The 20873-nt window shown below is 68.8% G+C and carries 17 protein-coding genes; 3 read left to right on the forward strand and 14 right to left on the reverse strand.

What is annotated here, in order from left to right:
• Positions 1–50 precede the first annotated feature (50 nt).
• The 6 genes from RJ03_RS23240 to RJ03_RS23265 are packed head-to-tail and all read right to left on the reverse strand — an operon-like array spanning position 51 to position 8108.
• Entirely contained in the window at positions 51–1997 is a 1947-nt protein-coding gene (locus tag RJ03_RS23240) for an acetoacetate--CoA ligase (RefSeq protein ID WP_036505719.1), read from the reverse strand.
• Positions 1998–2004: 7 nt separating this feature from the next.
• A complete protein-coding gene (locus RJ03_RS23245) occupies positions 2005–2823 on the reverse strand; it encodes an HpcH/HpaI aldolase/citrate lyase family protein (protein WP_036505720.1) in 819 nt (272 codons plus the stop codon).
• An 8-nt stretch (positions 2824–2831) separates the two neighbouring features.
• Positions 2832–3317: a MaoC family dehydratase gene (locus RJ03_RS23250; RefSeq protein ID WP_036505734.1), complete on the reverse strand. Its 486-nt coding sequence runs from the start codon at positions 3315–3317 to the stop codon at positions 2832–2834.
• Positions 3318–3325: 8 nt separating this feature from the next.
• Positions 3326–4486, reverse strand: coding sequence for an acyl-CoA dehydrogenase family protein (locus RJ03_RS23255; protein WP_036505721.1), 1161 nt, complete (start codon positions 4484–4486; stop codon positions 3326–3328).
• Positions 4483–6525, reverse strand: coding sequence for an acetyl-CoA carboxylase biotin carboxylase subunit (locus RJ03_RS23260; protein WP_036505735.1), 2043 nt, complete (start codon positions 6523–6525; stop codon positions 4483–4485). The genes RJ03_RS23255 and RJ03_RS23260 overlap by 4 nt, the downstream gene beginning before the upstream one ends.
• 5 nt (positions 6526–6530) lie before the next feature.
• A complete protein-coding gene (locus RJ03_RS23265; protein ID WP_036505722.1) occupies positions 6531–8108 on the reverse strand; it encodes a carboxyl transferase domain-containing protein in 1578 nt (525 codons plus the stop codon).
• Positions 8109–8235: 127 nt separating this feature from the next.
• Between RJ03_RS23265 and RJ03_RS23270 the strand changes: the two genes are divergently transcribed.
• Positions 8236–8859, forward strand: coding sequence for an SACE_7040 family transcriptional regulator (locus RJ03_RS23270; protein WP_036505723.1), 624 nt, complete (start codon positions 8236–8238; stop codon positions 8857–8859).
• Here the strand turns inward: RJ03_RS23270 and RJ03_RS23275 are convergent.
• Positions 8856–9299, reverse strand: coding sequence for an SRPBCC family protein (locus RJ03_RS23275; RefSeq protein ID WP_036505736.1), 444 nt, complete (start codon positions 9297–9299; stop codon positions 8856–8858). The genes RJ03_RS23270 and RJ03_RS23275 overlap by 4 nt on opposite strands.
• Positions 9300–9741: 442 nt before the next feature.
• Here RJ03_RS23275 and RJ03_RS23280 point away from each other — a divergent pair, with 442 nt between their 5' ends.
• Positions 9742–10995, forward strand: coding sequence for a TetR/AcrR family transcriptional regulator (locus tag RJ03_RS23280; RefSeq protein WP_036505737.1), 1254 nt, complete (start codon positions 9742–9744; stop codon positions 10993–10995).
• Positions 10996–11000: 5 nt separating this feature from the next.
• Here the strand turns inward: RJ03_RS23280 and RJ03_RS23285 are convergent, their stop codons facing one another.
• From RJ03_RS23285 to RJ03_RS23295, 3 genes are read right to left on the reverse strand one after another with little or no spacing between them, the layout of a single operon-like run.
• Complete coding sequence (locus RJ03_RS23285; protein ID WP_036505724.1) at positions 11001–11651, reverse strand: hypothetical protein; 651 nt, start codon at positions 11649–11651, stop codon at positions 11001–11003.
• A 47-nt stretch (positions 11652–11698) separates the two neighbouring features.
• Entirely contained in the window at positions 11699–12409 is a 711-nt protein-coding gene (locus RJ03_RS23290) for an NUDIX hydrolase (protein ID WP_036505725.1), read from the reverse strand.
• A gap of 52 nt (positions 12410–12461) precedes the next feature.
• Positions 12462–12899 (reverse strand): hypothetical protein, encoded by a 438-nt coding sequence (locus RJ03_RS23295; protein WP_036505726.1) that lies wholly within the window; start codon positions 12897–12899, stop codon positions 12462–12464.
• Positions 12900–13428: 529 nt separating this feature from the next.
• On the opposite strand from RJ03_RS23295, the gene RJ03_RS23300 reads away from it, so the two are divergent.
• Positions 13429–16767: an ATP-binding protein gene (locus RJ03_RS23300; protein WP_051025151.1), complete on the forward strand. Its 3339-nt coding sequence runs from the start codon at positions 13429–13431 to the stop codon at positions 16765–16767.
• Between the two features lie 32 nt (positions 16768–16799).
• Here the strand turns inward: RJ03_RS23300 and RJ03_RS23305 are convergent, their stop codons facing one another.
• From RJ03_RS23305 to RJ03_RS23320, 4 genes are all read right to left on the reverse strand, one after another.
• Positions 16800–17201, reverse strand: a complete 402-nt coding sequence (locus RJ03_RS23305; RefSeq protein WP_036505727.1) for an ArsR/SmtB family transcription factor — start codon at positions 17199–17201, stop codon at positions 16800–16802.
• A complete protein-coding gene (locus RJ03_RS23310; RefSeq protein ID WP_036505728.1) occupies positions 17198–17857 on the reverse strand; it encodes an SRPBCC family protein in 660 nt (219 codons plus the stop codon). Before RJ03_RS23310 ends, RJ03_RS23305 begins: the two co-directional genes overlap by 4 nt.
• A 125-nt stretch (positions 17858–17982) precedes the next feature.
• Positions 17983–18201: an MbtH family protein gene (locus tag RJ03_RS23315; protein ID WP_030517136.1), complete on the reverse strand. Its 219-nt coding sequence runs from the start codon at positions 18199–18201 to the stop codon at positions 17983–17985.
• A 422-nt stretch (positions 18202–18623) separates the two neighbouring features.
• The coding region (locus tag RJ03_RS23320; RefSeq protein WP_036505739.1) for an amino acid adenylation domain-containing protein at positions 18624–20873 on the reverse strand (2250 nt) is incomplete at its 5' end.

Below are 20873 nucleotides of genomic sequence, written 5' to 3' on the forward strand. Positions count from 1 at the left end.
CGCGTACTCGGCGGCCACCGAGCGGCAGCGCACCGCTTCCGCGGCTCGGCCTACGTCGCCCGTTTCCGGGCCGGCACCTCGGCGTACCAGGTGAGCAGATCCGCATTGTCGACCGCGCTGCGTTCGACCACGCGATCCGGGTCCGCGCCCTGGAACAGTTTCTTGATCGGCACCTCGAGTTTCTTGCCGGTGCGGGTATGCGGAATGCCCGGGGCGGCGATGATGTCGTCGGGGACGTGACGCGGCGAGACCTCGCTGCGGATCGTCGCGTTGATGCGCTGTTTCAGCTCGTCGGTCAGTTCGGCGCCCGGGGCGAGGGTGACGAACAGCGGCATCCAGTAGCCGCCGTCGGGCTGTTCGGCGCCGATCACCAGGGCCTCGGCGATCTCCGGAAGTTGTTCCACCGCTTGGTAGATATCGGCCGAGCCCATCCGGATGCCGTGCCGGTTCAGCGTCGAATCGGAGCGGCCGTGCACGACGATGCTGCCGTGGTCGGTGACGGTGATCCAGTCGCCGTGCCGCCAGACGCCGGGGAACATCTCGAAATACGCTGCGCGATACCGGCTTCCGTCGGGATCGTTCCAGAACGACACCGGCATGGAGGGCATCGGGGCGGTGATCACCAATTCCCCGACCTCGCCGCGCACCGGCCGGCCCGATTCGTCCCAGGCATCCACCGCGGCGCCCAGGAACGGTACCGACAGCTCGCCCGGCCACACCGGCACCGTGCGCACACCGCCGAGGAAGGCGGACACCACATCGGTGCCACCGCTGATGGAGTTGACCTGCACCCGCTCGCCGACGTTGTCGCGCAACCACAGTGCCGACGACGGCGGCAGCGACGATCCGGTGATACCGACCGTACGCAGCGCCGAGAGATCGTGGTCGCGCCGCGGCACCACACCGGCCTTGATGCAGGCGAGCACATAACCCGGGCTGGTCCCGAGCACGGTGGTGCCGGTACGCGCCGCCAGGTCGAACAGCGAATCGGCGTGCGGGAAGGTGGGACTGCCGTCGTAGCAGACGATCGTCGCGCCCACCAGCAGACCGGCGACCTGGAAGTTCCACATCATCCAGCTGGGGCTGGTGTACCAGAAGAAGACGTCGCCGCGTCCGATATCCGACTGCAGCGCAGCGGCTTTCAGATGTTCGAGCAGCACGCCACCGTGTCCGTGCACGATCCCCTTCGGCAGACCGGTGGTTCCGGAGGAGAACAGAACCCAGAGCGGATGCGCGAAACCGACGGGCTCGGTGGACAATTCGGCACCCTCGGGCGCGGCGACCGCATTCCAATCCCGGGCGTCGGGCACCGCACCGCCCAGACGCGGCACCACGACGGTGGCTCGGACGGTCGGCAGTCCGGCCCGCAGGGCGGCGATATCGTCACGTTTGTCGTGCTGCTTCCCGCCGAAGTGGTAACCGTCGGCGGTGACCAGCACGGCCGGCTCCAACTGCCCCAGCCGGTCGAGCGCCGCCTTGGCCGAATAGTCCTGGCCGCAGGCACTCCACACCGCGCCGATTCCGGCCGTACCGAGGAAGGCGATCACGGCCTCGGGGATGTTGGGCAGGTAACCGACGACCCGATCGCCGGGGCCCACGCCGAGTTCGCGCAGCGTCGCCGCGAAGGAGGCGGCGCGGCCCAGCAGTTCCGCCCAGGAGATCTCGGTCAGGCCGCCCTGTTCGCCGGCGTAGACGATCGCGGGCCGATCGGTGCGGGCATGGCGTGCGATCTGATCGACGTAGTTCAGCAGCTGCCCCGGAAACCATTGCGCCCCCGGCATATCGGAACTCGCCAGCACCGTGTCCGGCGCGTCGCCGAGTTCGAAGTACTCCCACAGCGCTCCCCAGAACCCGGCGAGGTCGGTGATCGACCACTCCCACAGCGAGTGGTAGTCGTCGAATTCTCGTCCGGTGCGGGCCCCGACGAATCGTGCGAAGTCGGTGACACGCGCCGTTTCCACATCCCCGGCATCGGGTTCCCACTGTGGTTGCGTCATGACTCTCCTAGCTCTGCCGGGTCCCGGCGCGCTGCAGAATGCGCTCGGCGTGCCGGATCACCGGGCCGTCCACCATGCGTCCCTCGAAACTGAACACGCCGCGATTGTCGGGCACCTCCGCCAGCACCCGGCGGGCCCAGTCCACTTCCTCGTCCGCCGGTGCGTAGGCGGCCCGGATCACCGCGAGCTGCTTCGGATGGATGGCGACCTTGACGTCGTAGCCGACCGCGACCGCCTCGTCGGATTCCGCGCGCAGTCCGTCGAGGTCGGCGATATCGAGATACACCGAGTCCAGCGCGATCTTGCCGTACGCCTTCGCCGCCAGCAGGGCGGTCGAGCGCAGCTGCCGTGCCACATCGTGATAACCGCCGTCGGCGCGGCGGCTGGAATTGCCACCGAGCCCGGCGACCAGATCCTCCGCCCCGGCCATCGAGGCGATCACATTCGGCGCGGCCATGACCTCTTCGGTGCGCAACGCGCCCAGCGGCGATTCGAACAGCGCGAGCACCTCGTAGTCCGACAGCAACGAGACCTGTTGCGCCGATTCACATTTCGGCAGCATGACGCGACGGTAGGCGGTCGAGGCCAGCGCGGTCAGGTCGGCGTCGAAATCGTGGGTGCCGGCCGCGTTGACCCGGACCACCGTCCGCTCCGGATCGAGTGGCGTGGCCATCAGCACCTCGCGCGCGGCCTCCTTGTCTCCGGCCGCGACGCCGTCTTCCAGATCGATGATCACGACGTCGGCCGCGGCGGCGGCCTTCTCGTAGCGTTCACCCCGGTCGGCGGGGCAGAACAGCCAGGCCGGACCCGGAATTTCCCAGTTCATCCGCTCTCCTACTTGCCGTTCGGGCGCATCCGCATCAGGGTTTGACGGACCGCGGTGGCCACCACGTCGCCGTGCTGGTTGCGTCCGGTGTGCGCGAAGGTCGCGATCCCCTCGCCCGGGCGGCTTTTCGACTCGCGCTTGGCGGTGACCAGGGTTTCGGCGTACAGGGTGTCGCCGTGGAACATCGGCTTCGGGAAGGCGACCTCCGAGAAGCCCAGATTGCCCACGATGGTGCCCTGCGTCAGCTGCGCCACCGACAAGCCGACCAGCGTCGACAACGTGAGCATGGAATTGACCAGCCGCTGATTGAACGGCGGCAGACCGTCGGCGAAGGCCGCGTCCAGATGCAGCGCCTGCGTATTCATCGTCTGCGTGGTGAACGCGACGTTGTCCGCTTCGGTGATGGTGCGCCCGGGCCGGTGTTCGTACAGCACACCGACTTCCAGCTCCTCGAACCACAGTCCGCGCTGCACCACCCGGCGCACCGGCTCCATCGGCTCGCTCACAGTCCCAGCTCCCGTCCGATCAGCATCAACTGCACCTCGGTCGTGCCCTCGCCGATTTCCAGAATCTTGGAATCGCGATAGTGCCGGGCCACAGCATATTCGTTCATGAAGCCGTAGCCGCCGAAAATCTGGGTGGCATCGCGGGCGTTGTCCATCGCGGCCTCGCTGGCGACCAGCTTCGCGATCGCGGCCTGCTTCTTGAACGGTTTGCCCGCCAGCATCAAGGCCGCCGCGTCGTAGTAGGCGGTGCGCGCGGCGTGTGCCCGCGCCTCCATCCGCGCGATCTTGAACGCCACCGCCTGATTGCGGCCGATGGTGCGGCCGAACGCCTCCCGCTCACCGGCGTAGCGCACGCTCTCGTCGACACAGCCCTGCGCCGCGCCGACCGACAGCGCCGCGATCGCGATCCGGCCCTCGTCCAGGATCCGCAGGAAGTTGGCGTAGCCGCGGCCGAGTTCACCGAGCAGATTCGACTGCGGCACCCGGACGTCGGTGAAGCTCAGCGGATGGGTGTCCGAGGCATGCCAGCCGACCTTGTTGTAGGCCGGTTCGGCGACGAAGCCAGGGGTGTCGGTCGGCACCAGGATGGTGGAGATCTCCTTCTTGCCCTCCGACTCACCGGTCACCGCGGTCACGGTCACCAGCCGGGTGATATCGGTGCCCGAATTGGTGATGAACTGCTTGCTGCCGTTGATGATCCAGTCGTCGCCGTCGCGGACGGCGGTGGTCCGGGTGCCGCCGGCATCGCTGCCCGCACCGGGTTCGGTGAGACCGAAACCCGCGAGGGCGCGTCCGGAGGTCAACTGCGGCAACCACTCCTGCTTCTGCGCCTCGTTGCCGAACCGGTAGATCGGCATGGCGCCCAGCGACACCCCGGCCTCGAGCGTGATCGCCACGCTCTGGTCGATCTTGCCGAGTTCCTCGAGCGCCAGGCACAGCGCGAAGTAGTCGCCGCCCATACCGCCGTACTCCTCCGGGAACGGCAGGCCGAACAGACCCATATCCGCCATGCCGGATACGACCTCGTACGGGAAGGTATGGGCCGCATCGTGTTTCGCCGCCACCGGCGCGACGACCTGATTCGCGAAATCGCGGACCGTCAGCGCCAGATCGCGGTACTCCTCCGGCAGGGTGCCGGTGGACAGGAAATCGCTCATGCCTGTGCCTCTTTCTGCTCGGTGTCCGATTTCTCGGGGTCCTCGGCGGGTTCGGCGGCGATCCGCGCCAGGACCTGTTCGACCTGTACCTGGTCGCCCGCGGCGACCAGCAACTCCACCTTTCCGGCGACCGGCGCGGTCAAGGTGTGTTCCATCTTCATCGCCTCCACCACCACGATCGGGGTACCGGCGGCCACCTCGGCGCCCGGCGCCACGTGCACCGCGATCACCGAACCCGGCATGGGGCTGAGGATTTCGGCGTCGGTGAGCTGTTCGTCGCCGCCGCGCAGGCTGGGTTCGGCCACCTCACGCACCGCCGCGACACCGTCGGCGCCGGCCACCCAGATCGGGCCGGCCTGTTCGGCGACCCGGTAGCGCAGCCGGATTCCGTCGAGGACGATCGTCAGCACCGCGTCGTCGAGCGCGGCGGTCAGCGAACGCGGCAGGCCGGTGTCCACCGCCACCCACGCGTCGGCGGGTGTGCCCGTAATCGCCACGTGCACAACGCGTTCGCCGCCTTCGAGCCGCAGTACCGTGGGCGCCGCGGTGCCGATGCGCCAGCCGTCCGGGATTTCCCAGGGGCCTCGGGGTGCGGCCGGCCACGCCCGCAGCCAGCGCGCCACCGTCGCCGCGACGAACTGATCGTCGGTGACCGGTGCGGGCCGGAAATCTCCGGCGCGCCGGTCCAGTAGTCCGGTGTCGAGATCACCGCGCAGCACATCGGGATCGGCGAGCAGGAACCGCAGGAAGTCGGTATTGGTCCGCACGCCGAGGACCTGGGTGTCGGCCAGCGCCTGATCCAGCCGGGCGATCGCGGTCGCGCGATCGGGGCCGTGCGCGATCACCTTCGACAGCATCGGGTCGTAGTCGCTGCCGATCACACTGCCGGTGCGCAGCCCCGAATCCACCCGCACGCCGGGCCCCTGCGGTTCGGCCAGCGCCAGCACGGTGCCGCCGGTGGGCAGGAAGTCGCGGCCGGGATCCTCGGCGTAGACGCGGGCCTCGACGGCGTGCCCGGTGAGCTGGATGTCGTCCTGTTCGGCGACGATCTTCTGCCCGGCCGCTACGCGAACCTGGCATTCCACCAGGTCCACCCCGGTCACCAGTTCGGTCACCGGATGTTCGACCTGCAGCCGGGTGTTCATCTCCATGAAGAAGAATTCGTCCGGCCGGTCGGCGGAGACGATGAATTCGACGGTGCCCGCGCCCACATAGTCGACGCTGCGCGCGGTATTGCAGGCGGCGGCGCCGATCCGGGCCCGCGTCTGCGGATCCAGCAGCGGCGAGGGCGCCTCCTCGATGACCTTCTGATGCCGGCGCTGCAGGCTGCACTCCCGCTCACCCAGATGCAGGACGTTGCCGAACCGGTCGGCGAGGATCTGCACCTCGATATGCCGGGGTGTGGCGACGAACCGTTCGAGGAACAGGGTGTCGTCGCCGAACGCCGCGGCGGCCTCCCGGCGCGCGCTCACCAGCGCCGCGGGAAGATCGGCGGGATCCTCGACCCGGCGCATGCCCTTGCCGCCCCCGCCCGCCGACGGCTTGACCAGCACCGGATATCCGATTTCGGTTGCGGCCGTGATCAATTCGTCATCGGTGAGGCCGGGCCGGGCGATACCGGGCACGACCGGCACGCCGAAATCTGCGACCGCGGTCTTGGCCGCGATCTTGTCGCCCATGATCTCGATCGCCCGCACGGGCGGACCGAGGAAGACGATGCCGGCCTTCTCCAGCGCCGCGGCGAAGGCCGAATTCTCCGACAGGAAGCCGTAACCGGGATGCACGGCCTGCGCACCGGACCGCACCGCCGCGTCGACCACCCGATCGATGTCGAGATAGCTCTGCCGTGCCGGCGCCGGGCCCAGCCGCACCGCGACGTCCGCCTCGGCCACGTGCCGGGCGGCGACATCGGCGTCGCTGTAGACCGCCACCGAGCGAATACCCATGGCGCGCAGCGTGCGGATCACGCGCACCGCGATCTCGCCGCGGTTGGCGACCAGCACGGTGTCGAAGGGCACCGGGTGAGATTTGTTCAGCATGGTGATCACATCCGGAATACGCCGTAGGAGACAGGTTCGAGGGGCGCCTGCGCGCAGACCGACAGGGCCAGGCCGAGCACGGTTCTGGTGTCGGCGGGATCGATGACCCCGTCGTCCCACAGCCGGGCAGTCGAGTAGTACGGATTGCCCTGGTGCTCGTATTGATCCCGGATCGGCGCCTTGAACTGCTCCTCCTGCTCCGCGGTCCAGGCATCGCCGAGCTGATCGCCGCGCACCGTGGCCAGCACGGAGGCGGCCTGTTCACCGCCCATCACCGAGATGCGGGCGTTCGGCCACATCCACAGGAAGCGCGGCGAATAGGCGCGCCCGCACATCGAATAGTTGCCGGCGCCGTAGGAACCGCCGATCACCACCGTCAGCTTCGGCACGCGCGCGCAGGCGACCGCGGTCACCATCTTCGCGCCGTGTTTGGCGATACCGCTCGCCTCGTAGTCGCGCCCGACCATGAAGCCGGTGATGTTCTGCAGGAACACCAGCGGAATGACCCGCTTGTCGCACAATTCGATGAAATGCGCGCCCTTCTGGGCGGATTCGCCGAACAGCACGCCGTTGTTGGCGACGATGCCGACCGGGTGTCCGTGGATGCGCGCGAAGCCGGTGACCAGGGTGCGGCCGTATTCGGCCTTGAATTCCTGGAATTCACCGCCGTCCACGATGCGCTCGATCACCTCGTGTACGTCATACGGCGTACGCAGGTCCACCGGGACCACGTCGTAGAGCTCCGACTGCGGGGCGATGGCGTCGACCGGCGCCGCGATCTCCCACGGACTCGGCGACTTCGGCGCGAAGGTGCCGACGATGCGGCGCACGATGCGCAGCGCGTCCTCGTCGCTGTCGGCCAGATGGTCGGTGACACCCGATGTGCGCGAGTGCAATTCACCACCGCCGAGTTCCTCTGCGGTGACCACCTCGCCGGTGGCGGCCTTCACCAGCGGCGGCCCGCCGAGGAAGATCGTGCCCTGATTGCGCACGATCACGGCCTCGTCGCTCATCGCGGGAACGTAGGCGCCGCCCGCGGTGCAGGAACCCAGTACCGCCGCGATCTGCGGAATCCCCTTGGCGCTCATGGTCGCCTGGTTGTAGAAGATCCGGCCGAAGTGCTCGCGGTCGGGGAAGACCTCGTCCTGATGCGGCAGATGCGCACCACCGGAGTCCACCAGGTAGATGCACGGCAGATGGTTCTGCAGTGCCACCTCCTGCGCGCGCAGATGCTTCTTGACCGTCATCGGGTAGTAGGTGCCGCCCTTGACCGTCGCATCGTTGGCGACGATCACGCATTCCCGGCCGGACACCCGTCCGATACCGCCGATCACTCCCGCGCCGGGGCAATCGTCGCCGTACATGCCGTCGGCCGCCAGCGGCGAGAGTTCCAGGAACGGGCTGCCGGGGTCCAGCAGCCGGTCCACCCGCTGGCGCGGCAGCAGTTTGCCGCGCGCCAGATGGCGCTCGCGGGCCCGCTCGGGTCCGCCGAGCGCACTCGCCGCCAGTTTCGCGCGCAGCTCGTCGAGCAGCGCCAGATGTGCGGCACGATTGCCGGCCTGCACGTCCTGCGTCAGGGTCATCACGCCATCCTGCCCATTCGGTTAGTGGCCAATAACTGGAAACTAAGATAATCTTCGTTAACTGAAATGTCCAGGCGTGCCGGAACCCGGACCCGCCGAACGCCCCCGGCCTGCGGAGAGGAGCCCGATGAGCAGCAGTGAGGCCATCGCCCCCACACGCCGGGAGCAGCTCAAGGCGCAGCGGCGGCGACAATTACTGGAGGCCGGGGCACGACTCATCGCCGACCGCGGCTTCCCCGGGGTACGGCTCGACGACCTCGGGGCGGCGGCCGGTATCAGCGGCCCGGCGGTCTACCGGCACTTCCCCAACAAGGAAGCCCTCCTGGTGGAATTGCTGGTCGGGATCAGCACCCGGCTGTTCGAGGGCGGCCGGGCGGTCGCCGAACAGGCCGAATCACCGCGCTCGGCTCTGTCCGGATTGATCGAGTTCCACCTCGACTTCGCCCTCGGCGAGCCCGAACTCATCCGCATCCAGGACCGGGACCTGGAAAGCTTGCCCGAATCCGCCCGTCGGCAGGTGCGTCGCCTGCAGCGGCAGTACGTGGAGATCTGGGTGGGCGTGCTGCGCGGCCTGCATCCCGAACTGGACGAGACCGCCGCGCGGGTCAAGGCGCACGCCACCTTCGGCCTGATCAACTCCACCCCGCACAGTGCCGCCCCCACCCTGGCCGGGCGGGCTCGGCCCATCCTGCGGGAGATGGCCTGGGCGGCGCTGAGCCGAGCGACCGACCAGAGGGCCGAGCCGGCCTAGTCGCGGCGCAGTTCGGCCTCGGCGGTGGACAGGACCGCGCTCACGCCCAGATAGACGGCGGGGATCAGCGCCAGAGTCCACGCGGCGGCGAAAAGCGGTGTGGCGACTTCGAATTGGGAATGCCAGCGCACCCGGGTGCCCGCCGGATGGTCGTCGAAGGTCACGGTTCCGTCCTGGCGGCGCAGCGGCGGAAGCGATTTCAGTACTCGATAACGGAACAGTCGCGGAGGGTCGTAGTCGACGACCTCCTCGGTCAGCCGCACCAGCGGCGTCACCAGCAGCCGCACCGCCCCGACCCCGTGTTCGGAGACATTGCCCGGACGGACCGGAGTGACCCGCCGGATCGCCGGAACGCGCTGGTAGTTGGTGGCGTCGGTGATCCAGTCGAAGACGTCGGCGCGAGGTGCCCGGATGATCCGTTCCAGGTCCAGCGTGCGCATCGAGAGTCCCTTCGCTACCGCGGTGTCGGATGAGTTCCCGACCGGCGGGAATGCCGGATCGGTGCCGAGTGCCAGCGCAGCGTACGGCGCGGCGGGCACCCGCTGCCAGGGACAAGAGTCGAAACGATGCTATTTCGATACGCGCAAGCGATCTGGTCGTTCGCCCAAGCCTTGCGGCGCCGGCGAAAAGTTGAATCCGGTCGGTATTTCCTTGTGACAGAGAGCCTTTCGTTCGCCCTGGCACACCCCCGTCGCCCGCGAGTCGGCGGCGATAGTCCACAATTGTCCCGATCCGGCCCGGAACCGGCCTTCGCCACCGCACCGATCCCCGGTCGACCTCCCGGAACCGGCGGTAACACCGGGCAGCCGGAAATCACCCGGTGACTACCATGGCATTCATGAGTGCCGAGGAGTGCCGCCGCACCACAGACAGGCCGGAACCGTGAGCGTAGAGCGTGGCACCGCGAGCCCCGCAGAACAGCCGACAACAAAGCCGCAGGAGCGGGTGATTCGCCGACGCCCGAAGAATCGGCGCGCCCAGATCGCCGCGACCTCGGCGGCGGCCTTCGGCTCGCTGGGGTATCACGGGGTCAGCATGGAGGACATCGCCTCCCGTCTCGGCATTTCCTCGGCGGCCCTGTACCGGCACTATCCGAGCAAGTACGCGCTGTTCCGGGAGGAACTGCTGCGCCTCGGCGCGCTGACGGTGGAATCGACCACGGTGGCCCCCGAGGCCGCCGAGCTTCCGGCGCAGCAGCGGCTGGCCGGCGTGCTCGACGCCATGATCGCCGCGACCATCTCCAATCGGCCGACCGTGACGCTGGCCCGGTGGGAGGGGCGTTACCTCGACGACACCGATCGCGCCACGCTGGACGAGCAGTTCACCACCTCGATCCGTGCCCTCGCCGGCCTGCTCGGTGAACTGCGCCCGGAGCTGACCCGGCGTGATCGGCTGGTACGGGCGGTGGCCCTGCTCAGCATCGTCAGCAGCATCGGCGACCACCATGCCACCCTCCCCGTGAAATCGCTGACCGCGGTGCTGAATTCGGCCGCGTGGGCGATCATCGGCGCCGAACTTCCGGACGCCGCGCCGTCGGCCGGCACGCCGCGGGCGGCGGAGATCCCGCAGTCGTTCAAACACGAACTGCTGCTGAAGAAGTCGGTGGAGCTATTTCATCAGCGCGGCTATCCGAATGTGAGCGTGGAGGATGTCGCGACGGCCGCGGATCTGTCCGCGGCCTCGGCCGTCTACCGGTATTACCGCAGCAAGAGCGACCTGCTCGCGGCCGCGTTCCGGCGGGCGGCGGATCGGGTGTCGGGCGCGATCGGCCCGGCCACCGCCTCGTCGAAATCTCCGGCCGAGGCACTGTCGAAACTGATCGGCCTGTATGTCACCGGGTCGTTCGAAGAACGCGAATTGACCTTCGTCTATTACGCCGAGTTCAGCCACGTCCCGCCCGAGGAACGCACCGTACTGCGCAATATCCAGCGGCTGATCGTGGCCGAATGGGTGAAATTGCTGGTCGCGGTGCGGCCGGAGCTCTCCGAGGCGCAGGCGCGCATTCTGGTGCAGGCCGGCTTCGGACTCGTGGTCGATCTGGGCCGGGTCTTCGGCGACGACGAAAACCTCTGCCCGCCGGAGCGAGTCATGGCGCTGATGGAGGTTGTGCTATTCGGGTCGCCGCGCGGCGAGTGATCGCCTCAGCTGTTCATCCGCGGCCACGGATACAGCGCGAGGTGGATGAGCAGGATCGCCAGCAGTCCGAGCAGCAGCGCGGCGACGAATCCCGCGCGATGCTCGAGATAGCCGATGGTGCGAAACAGGGTGGGGAACGGCACTTCCCGCGCGAAGAACATCGACAGCACGCTCGGCACGATCACCCACATCACCGCGATGGTTCCGTACAGCACGTAGGCGCCGGCGAAGGAACCCGGATCGACCGCGCGGGCGCCACCGGCGAAGGCGATCGCCGCGGCCAGCGCCGCGCAGGCCAGCACCAGATAGCCACCCATCCCCTCGGTGCGCACGGCATCCGGGTCGGGCGTGAGCCGGCCGTTGGCCGTGGTCTGCCGGCCCGCGAGCGCGGCCGGGCGCTGCGGCGGTATCGCCAGCTGCGGTAGCGAATAGTAGGCGAGCACGACGATTACGAACACGACCACGAGCCGCACCCACGAATGCGCGTCCTCGAGGTGGCCGATCGTCGCCGAAATCGTCGGCCAGTCCGCCACATCGAAGACCGCGGCCAACTCCGGGACCGCGATGACGATGCCCGCCAGCCCCCACATCAGATATCCCCAGAACTCCGCCGAGCGCCCGGCGACTGTCGGCGCGCCGGTAGTGACCTCCGTCATACTCCCGGTGTACCACCCTGCGGGCACACGGCGGCAACGACGGGGAATCAGCTGGGCCGCAACATCGGTGGGTGCAGCACCTGCGCGGGCCCGGCGCGATAGAGCTTGGCGGGACGACCGCCGTCGCGGGTCGTGGTGGCGCCGGTGGCCAGGACGAAACCCGGTGTGGTGGTGACCTTGCGGTGGAAATTGCGCGGATCGATGTCGGTCCCCCACATGACCTCGTAGACCCGTCGCAATTCGGCCACCGTGAATTCGCGGGCACAGAAGGCGGTGGCCAGCGGTGTGTATTCCAGCTTCGCGCGGGCCCGCTCGACGCCGTCGGTGAGGATACGCCGGTGGTCGAAGGCGATGCGGCCACGCTCGGCGAGCAGTTGCTCCACCGACCAGATGCCGGCCGCGGTGGCTTGCGAACCCGCTTGCGGCGCGGGCAGATTCGGCGCCAGCGCCAGATAGGCGGTACTGATGACCCGGCCGCGCGGATCACGGCCGGGTTCACCGTAGGTCGCCAGTTGCTCCAGATGCATGCGGTCGCCGCGAATGCCGGTTTCCTCGCGCAACTCCCGGACCGCGGCGGCGGAGAGGCTTTCCTCGGGGCGGACGAAACCGCCGGGCAGGGCCCATCGTCCGCGATAGGGGGCGTAGAGCCGCTGGACCAGCAGTGCGCACAGCGTGTCGTTGGCAGTGTGGCGGGCGCCCAGGGTCAGAACCACCAAATCGACCGCGACCGCTGCATTGAGGCGAAAACCACTGCCCATGACGGGCATTGTAATCGTCAGTCTGACGATAAAAACTCCGGCGGCGAATTCCTCAGCTCGCGGCGACGAAAGTGAACGGGCCGAATTCACCGACATGGCCGAGGATCCAGTCCCAATGTGAAACCGGGTCGACCACCACGCCGGCCTGCAACAGTAACCGCCAGCCGAGCTCGTCGTGCTCCCATACGTCACCGTCGGCGTCGACATAGAGACCGCGGGTGACCGGTTCCGGTTCCGTGACGGAATTCTCGCCCGCGTCCCCGAAGGCGCCGAGCGTCCCCTCGTCCGGGCGGTCCGCGTGAATTCCGCCGCCGACCAGGGCACGGTCGGCCAGTTGCGCGACGGCACGGGCCATGGCCACGAATTGACCGGCCGGTACCGCGATCACCTCGTCGGTCCGCATGAACAGTTCTCCCGCCTGATCGTCGTCGTGAAAGAGGGCCACGATGTCCGGCACGGTGGGCCGGGGACGGATCCTGTTCTGACTCATGATTTCTCCTGCCCTGCGCCACCGAATTCCGTTACCGCGTTCTGTGACGTTCGAACCATTCGAAACCTCCCCATCCATCAGGTTTGTGAACGTCAGCCTTGTCCATCCCACTTCTGGTTCACTTCCGGTCGAATCGGGCGAGAAGCAATTGGACCGATATCGAGAGCAATTCCGAAGTTGCGATGAAATATACGAGCCGAGGATGATCATGCGACCGCGAATCCGCAGTTCCGCGAAAAAGTCACAATTGCATTACAGGCCGCTCACCTCGCCACTCAGGATCGAACCACGTGTGTCGCAACCTGGAACAGCCAGAACGTGATGCACAACACACACCGGCCGGTACTACCGCACGGAATGGATATAACGATTTGGCAACCATGAAGCTAACGACAGACAGCGCCCGAAATTTATAGTAGAGATTCTGATTTAAATCAGATGTCCAGCGTTTTGGCCGTCCCGTCGGCGCACGGACGGGGGCGGGCCATGGGGAAGGTGTCCGGGATGTCACGGTGGCAGGGGGCATGGCATGGCTGAACGGCGCATCCATGTCCTCGGGCCGATGCATATCGCACTCGACGGAACTCCGATCCGCCTCGCGGGCCGGCTCACCCGGGCCCTGCTGGCGCGCTTGGTGATCGCGCAGGGCCGGGCGGTGTCCACCGATCGGCTGGTCGACGAGTTGTGGGACGGCGAACCCCCGCCGAAGGCGACTTCGGTGCTGCAGGTGCACGTCCACAACCTGCGGCGAGTGTTCGAACCCGAACGTCCCGCCCGCGCGCCGGCGACGGTGGTGGTGTCGGAGGGCCTCGGTTACGCGCTGCGGTTGCGCGACACCGAAGTCGACGCCTGGCAGTTCGAATCGCTGTTGCACGAATATCTGCAAGTCAGCAGCGGTGCCCATGCCCCCGAGGCGGCCACCCGCACTCGGATGCTGGATACCGCACTGGCCTGTTGGAACGGACGCGCGCTGGAGAGTTTCGCCGATTGCGGCTGGGCGGCGGCCGAGGCGGCGCGGTTGACCGATCTGTATCTGACCGCCGGTGAATTGCGCGCCCAGGCCGCGCTGGAACTCGGCCGCACCACCGAGGTGATCAGCGGCCTGCGGCGCACCGTCGAGGACCGGCCCGACCGCGAGGAGAGCGTGCGACTGCTCGCCCTCGCGCAATATCGGCTGGGGCAGCAGACCGAAGCGCTGGCCACGTTACGGCGCACGGCGGAATTCCTCACCCGGGAAATGGGGCTGGATCCGGGACAACGCATTCAGGAGCTGGAGACCGCCATCCTCAACCAGGCGGTCCCGGTGCTCGACTCCACCGTGCCGACCGCGTCCCTCGCCGTGCGCGCCGACATCGTGCGTGACATCACGCGCTCGTCGGCCGAGCCGGCCGCGACCACGACGGCGCCCGGATATCCGGTGCAGCGCAAGGTCGTGCTGGAAGCCGCCTGCGAGGCCGCCGAACACGGCGCCCGGGTGGTGTGGGTCTGTGGCGGCGCGGGTTTCGGCAAGTCCACTCTCACCGAGACCGTCGCCGCCGAATTGCGCCGCCGCGACTGGGTGGTCGCGACCGGGCGCTGCCCGCAGATCGACGGAGCGCCGCAGGCATGGGTGTGGGCGGAGGTCGCCGCGCGATTCGGCGCCGATCTGACCTCGCGGCCGGTGCTCGGTGGGGCCTTCGAGATCTCGCGGGTGATCGCCGACCGGTGCCGCAAGGCGGTCGCCGACGGTCCGGTCGCGTTGATCCTGGAGGATCTGCACCGGGCCGACGAGGCCACGCTGCAGATCCTGCGCCAAGCCATGGCATGGCTGCACGATCAGCCGCTGCTGGTCATCGCCACTCTGCGCGAGACGGAGGCGCCGCCGCCGGTGCGGGCGGCCGTGGCCGCCCTGGCCGACCCGACCGCCGCGCATATCGAGCTCACCGGCGTCGATCTGGACGGGACCTGCGCCATCGCGCGCGCCGCCGGACTGTCCGGACTCGACACCGATCTGCTGGCGCTGCTGCACGAACGCACCGGTGGAAATCCGCTGTTCCTGCGCGAGCTCACCGCCGCGATGGCGGTGGGCGGCGACGTCCACACGTTGCCGCCGAGCACCCGGGGGGTGATCGAACAACAACTGGCGCGGATGCCGGATCCGGTCCGCGAGGTCCTGGAGTACGCGGCCGTCTGCGGTGAGCGGGTGGAACCGGCGACGCTGGTGGCGTTGACCGGACGCTCCGAGCACGAGATCGTCGACCTCGTCGGCACCGCCGAGGTGGCACGGCTGGTGATCATCGATCCCGCCGGCCGGATCATGTTCGCGCACCCGCTGATTCGTGACACCGTCTACGCGGGGATCGCACAACTGCGGCGGACCCGGATGCATCAGGGTGTGCTGGCACTGCTGGGCGGGTGCCGTCCCGACGACGCCCGGGCCGTGGAGGTGCTGGCCCATCACGCCGTGCGCGCGGCCACGGCGAGTACCGCCGATTCCGCGGTCGACTACATCACGACGGCGGCGCGGCACTGTGTCGAACGCGGGATGCGCGCGGACGCGGCGCCGCTGTGGCGCACGGTGATCGAACTACGGCGCCTGGCCGGGCACGAGGACGACGACGCCCCGGCCGCGGATCGGATCGCCTGTGTGGACGCCTACTGCGAACTGGTCACCGCCTCCGCGTACGCGGGACGGATCGTCGCGGCCCGCGACGCCCGGGAACAGGCGCTGCGGCTGGCCACCGCACTGGGCGACGGGGAGTTGGTGGTGCGCGCGCTGACCAGCTGGCGGGCCCCGGTGGTCTGGGCGATGCGGGACTGGAGATGGACCAATCCGCGGCTGCGGCGCGCACTCGCGGTCGCCTCCGCGCGCGACCAGCCGGTGGCGACGCAGGCACGCCTGCTGATCACGGCGGTCTTCGAGGCCAGCCCCGCCGCGCACCGGCTCGCCCACACCCGCGCCCACGCCGCACTGAAATTGGCGCGCAGCACCGGCGACGCCGAACTGCAGTGCATGGCCTTGAACGCGCTGACCCATCTCGTCTTGGACGGACATTCCGGCGACGGCCTCGGGTACTGGACCGCCGAGCTCGAGCGCATCGCCACCGCAGCCGACCTCCCCCACTATCGTGCCCTCGCACACTATTTGCACTTCCGCACCGCCTGCCGCGACGTCGACCTGATCGAGGCCGGACGGCAGGCCACGCTGGCCCTGGAGTTCGCGGCGACCGCGCAGGTGCGGCCGCTGGCGACGATCTTCGGCTACTTCCGCGCGGCCACCGAGATCCTGCGCGGCGATATCTCCCGCGCCGCGCACTACTTCGACGAAAGCGTCTCGGCGGCAAGAGATTCCGGCTTCCCACACGGCGACGAGGCAGCCCTGATCGCGCTGCTTCCGCTCGGCTGGGCGCGCCGCGATCTCTCTCCCGCCGCGGACGCCCTCGCCGATATCGAAGCCGCCCTACCCGGCATGCTCACCCAGATCTACATCGTCGCCCTTCTCGACGCCGGCGCACGCGCCGAGGCCGCCGCCCTGTTCCACCACGGCCCGGAGGTCGACGAGCACTTCTACCCCGTCCTGATGCGAGCCCACCGTGCCCGCGCGGCCATCGCCCTCGGCTCCACCGCCGACTGCGCCGAACTGTACCGCCGGCTCCTCCCCGCCGCCGGCACGGTCGCGGGCCTCGAAACCGGCTTCACCCCACTCGATCCGGTGGACGAGATCCTCGCCGATCTGGCGGCGGCATGCGGAGACGGCGTCACCGCCGCCAAGCACCGCGCCGCCGCCACCCGGCTTCGCGAGCGAATCCGCAAGCAGCTCAGATCAACTCAGCTGACTAACACCGACACCATCGGCCCGGCCGCGAGAGATTTCCCGGCGCCGTTCTGATGCGGCGGCATCGCCGGACAAGCCGAACGCGCTCACCCGGTCGCGCGCTTCTCCTCGCCGCCGGCACCTCGGACCCGAGATTCGGAATCCCGCGTCCGTTTGCCGCGGGCGATTTCGGTGGCGAGGGCGTCGAGAGGGTTCGCCAGGTGGTGCAGGGGGTCGAGCAGGGCGGTGAGCCAGGTTCGGGCGATCTCCACGCCGTCGGGGTCGAGGCGGTAGTACCGGCGGGTGCCTTCGGCGCGGACGGTGACCAAACCGGTGTCGCGCAGGGTCTTCAGGTGTTGCGAGACCGCGGGCTGGGAGATCGGGGTAGCGGCGCGGATCGATTCGACCAGGGCGCCGGCGGAGTGTTCGCCGGCGGCCAGGAGTTCGAGGATGTGACGGCGAACGGGGTCGCCCAGCGCATCGAAGATGCGGGCGGGTGGGGCGGTCATCGAGGTTCCGGAGTGTCCTCTGGTTCGGTGGTGTAGAAGGCGAATGTCTGTTCGGCGGCGGTGCGAGCCGCGGTGGGCTCGTCGCCGTCGGCGATCGCGGCCTCACCCCACGCCGTGGCGGCGGTGCGGATGAATGTACGGCCCTCCGGCGTGGTGTGCAGCGTGAGCGCGACGGTCGGATCGACCGGCTCGCCGCTGTCCAGATGCATCCCCAGGCCGAGGAGGGCGAGGTCCCAGCCGACACCGACCGCACCGGGACCGAATTGCGTCCACATGGCCGGATCGATCGGCGCCTCGTGCTCGAGCTTCAGTTCGGTACCGTCGCCGGCCGGGCCGAGAGTGACCTCCAGCCAGGAGATCTGCGGGCCCATCTCCCAGGTGACGGCGAAGTGTTTCGGCGCGTCACAGCGTTCGACCATGCCGTTGGCGTTGCCCTCGAGCTGGTATCGGCCGCCGACCTCCAGTGAGCCGCTGATCGGCAGGAACCAGCGCGGAATCCGCTCGGGATTGGTCAGCGCGTCCCACAGATCGGCCTGATCGGTGGGGTAGCTGCGGCGGGCGACGGCGATTCGGGTGGTCGCGCCGTCGCGGGAGCCGGTGCGGACCTCGCGGGTGACGAGGCCGGCGAGGGCGGCGGGGTCGGAAAGCAAGGGCATGACATACCTCCTTCTATAAATTGGCACTTATATTAGCAGGCAGCCTTCACCGATGCGAGGAGGACGTGAACGCCGCGGCGTGCCGGGTGCAGGGGGTTCGGAGGGCACGCCGCGGCGCGACGCATTCAGTTGGCTTGCAGACGCATGGCCTCGATCAGCGATTTCGGGCGCATATCGGTCCAGTGCGATTCGACATAGTCGAGGCAGAGCTGACGCAGACAAGGGCCGTGAGCGATCGTCCATCCGCTCGGCACGGCCGCGAACACCGGCCACAACGAGTGCTCGCCTTCATCGTTGGTCAGGACGTAGAACTCGGCGTCGTCATCGTCGAATGGGTTGCTCATTCGAATACCTTTCGTGCGGAACTGTTTCCGGTGCGGCGGTACCGCCACCGCACCGGGGGGTGGTGCGGGCCCGCGATGTTCGAGCCCGCACCGCGATCAAGCGCCCGGTGTCACCGACACCGCCGATCCGGTGGAGAGCAGGTTCGCGAGGGCGGTGAAGATGCTGCCGAGGCCGGAGCTTCCGGTATCCATCAGTCGAAAATCCTTTGCTGGTGCGGGTTTACTTCGGGGTGTAGGCGATGCTGGAACCGGAGCTGAGGAAGCTCAGCACCTGAGTGATGATCGCGGCGTAGTCGACAGTGCCGTCCATACTTTTCTTCCTTCTTCCTTTCACGGTCGCGAACCGCGGTCGCCGGACCGGCGCCCGAGGGCCGCACGGAACCTGATCGGCTCCGGGCTGATGAGGCGACAAGCGATGCGGGTCAGGCCGTTTCGCTGTCGTCCGGGTGTTCGCCGACCACCGCGCCGATGCGTCGCAACGATTCCGCGGAAGTCATGCGCCAGTGGGTGGTGGGCAGGTGGTGGCGCCGCACCGTTCCGCTGACCGCCGGTATCCACCGTTCGGCGGCCGGCTCGCTCGAGGCGTCGTGGGCGGCGACGAAGTACGTCAGATCACCGCGGTAGATCCGGGGCCGATAGGCGGCGGCCAGATCGACCGATCCCAGCGCCGCCTCGAGGACGGCGGTGATCCGCTCCCGGCCCAGCGACGCGAACGGTTCGGGCAGCGCGTCCAGGATCGCGGCAGGATCGTCCGGCATGGCGTCGCCGAACCCCTCGAACCGCTCCCCCAGCAGGCCGCCCAGCAGTTCCGCCGTCGCGACCGGCTCGGACTCGTCGGCATCCGGTTCGCCGAACCGGCTGTCCATCACGGCCAGCAGGTCGACCCGCTCACCCTCGTCCTGCAGTTGCACCGCGACGGCATGGGCGAGCACGCCGCCGAGCGACCAGCCCAGCAGGTGATAGGGCCCTTCCGGCTGCACCGAGCGGATCGCCTCGACATAGCGCCGCGCCCACTGTTCGACGGTGCCGGGCAGGTCCTCCCCGCTCAGCGCCGGCGATTGCAGGCCGTAGAGCGGCCGCTGCACCGAGGCGGCCAGGCCGGCGAACGACCAGGCCACACCGCCGACCGGATGCACACAGAACAGCGGCTCACCGATTCCGTTGCGCCGCAACGGAAGCAGCACATCGAAGGCGCCATCGGCATCGATCTCGCCCGCCGCCCGGTCCAGTTCGGCCAGCACTGCCGCGGGCGTCGGCGCGGTGAACAACGTCAGCACCGGCACCTGCTGCCCGAGGGCCGCACTCAACCGCGCCGCGAGCGTGGTCGCCGAGAGCGAAGTGCCGCCGAGTTCGAAGAAGTTGTCCTCCAGGCCGATCCGCTCCACACCCAGCACCTGCGCGAAGGTGGTACAGACCAGGGCCTCGGCCGGGGTCCGCGGAGCGCGGAACTCGCGCACCGCGCGCGGCGGCGCCGGCAGGGCACGGCGGTCGAGCTTGCCGGACGCGTTCACCGGAAGGTCGTCGAGGACGACCACGGCCGCCGGAACCGTATAGCCGGGCAGCCGCCGCGCGAGTTCGGTCCGCAGCCGATCGGCGTCGACGGCGTGACCGGCCTCGGCGACCACGTAGGCCACCAACTGCTGGTCGGTACCGTCGTCACCGCGCACCAGCGCGACGGCCTGAGCGACCTCGGGCTGCGCGACCAGCGCCGCCTCGATCTCCCCGGGCTCGATGCGCAGCCCGCGCAGCTTCACCTGGAAGTCCGAGCGGCCCCGGTACTCCAGCTCACCGTCGGCGTTCCACACCACCAGATCGCCGGTGCGGTACATGCGTTCCCCGCCCGTGCCCACTGCGCCCATGCCCCCGGACCCGCCCATGAAGGGGTCGGCCACGAACCGGTCCGCGGTCAGATCGGGTCGCGCGAGATAGCCGCGCGCCAGCTGGGTTCCGGCGAGATACAGCTCGCCGGTGACACCCGCGGGCACCGGGCGCAGTCGCGAATCCAGCACGTAGACACGGGTGTTGAAGACCGGCCGGCCGATCGGCACCCCAGCGGTGTCGGCATCGGTGACCTCGTGGTACGTCACGTCCACCGCGGCCTCGGTCGGCCCGTAGAGGTTGTGCAACCGGGCGCCGGTCAGCGTCCGCAACCGCTGCGCCACCGCCGGCGGTAGCGCCTCGCCGGAGGCGAACACGCGCCGCAGCGAGCCACCGGCCCCGGCCGCCGACTCGGCGACGAACACCGCGAGCATCGACGGTACGAAATGCACGGTGGTGACCGATTCGGCCGCGATCAGGCGGGCCAGATACGCGGGATCGCGGTGACCCTGCGGTGCGGCAAGTACCAGCCTCGCCCCGATCTGCAACGGCCAGAACAACTCCCACACCGACACGTCGAAGGTGACGGGCGTCTTCTGCAACACCACATCATCGGTGTCGAGCCGGTATTCCGACTGCATCCACACCAACCGGTTCACGATCGCCCGGTGGCTGACCGCCACACCCTTCGGGCGGCCCGTCGACCCGGAGGTGAAGATCACGTAGGCGATGGTCTCGGGACACAACGGGCGCACCCGGTCCGCATCGGTGACGGCGGCGTCGCCGTATTCGGTGAGGTCCAGCCGATCCATTGCGAGTGCGCCATCGATCGTCGAATCCGCGAGTGCCAGTGT

Origin of the sequence: Nocardia aobensis NBRC 100429 (genome assembly GCF_000308375.1) — a bacterium.
GTDB classification, from domain to species: domain Bacteria; phylum Actinomycetota; class Actinomycetes; order Mycobacteriales; family Mycobacteriaceae; genus Nocardia; species Nocardia aobensis.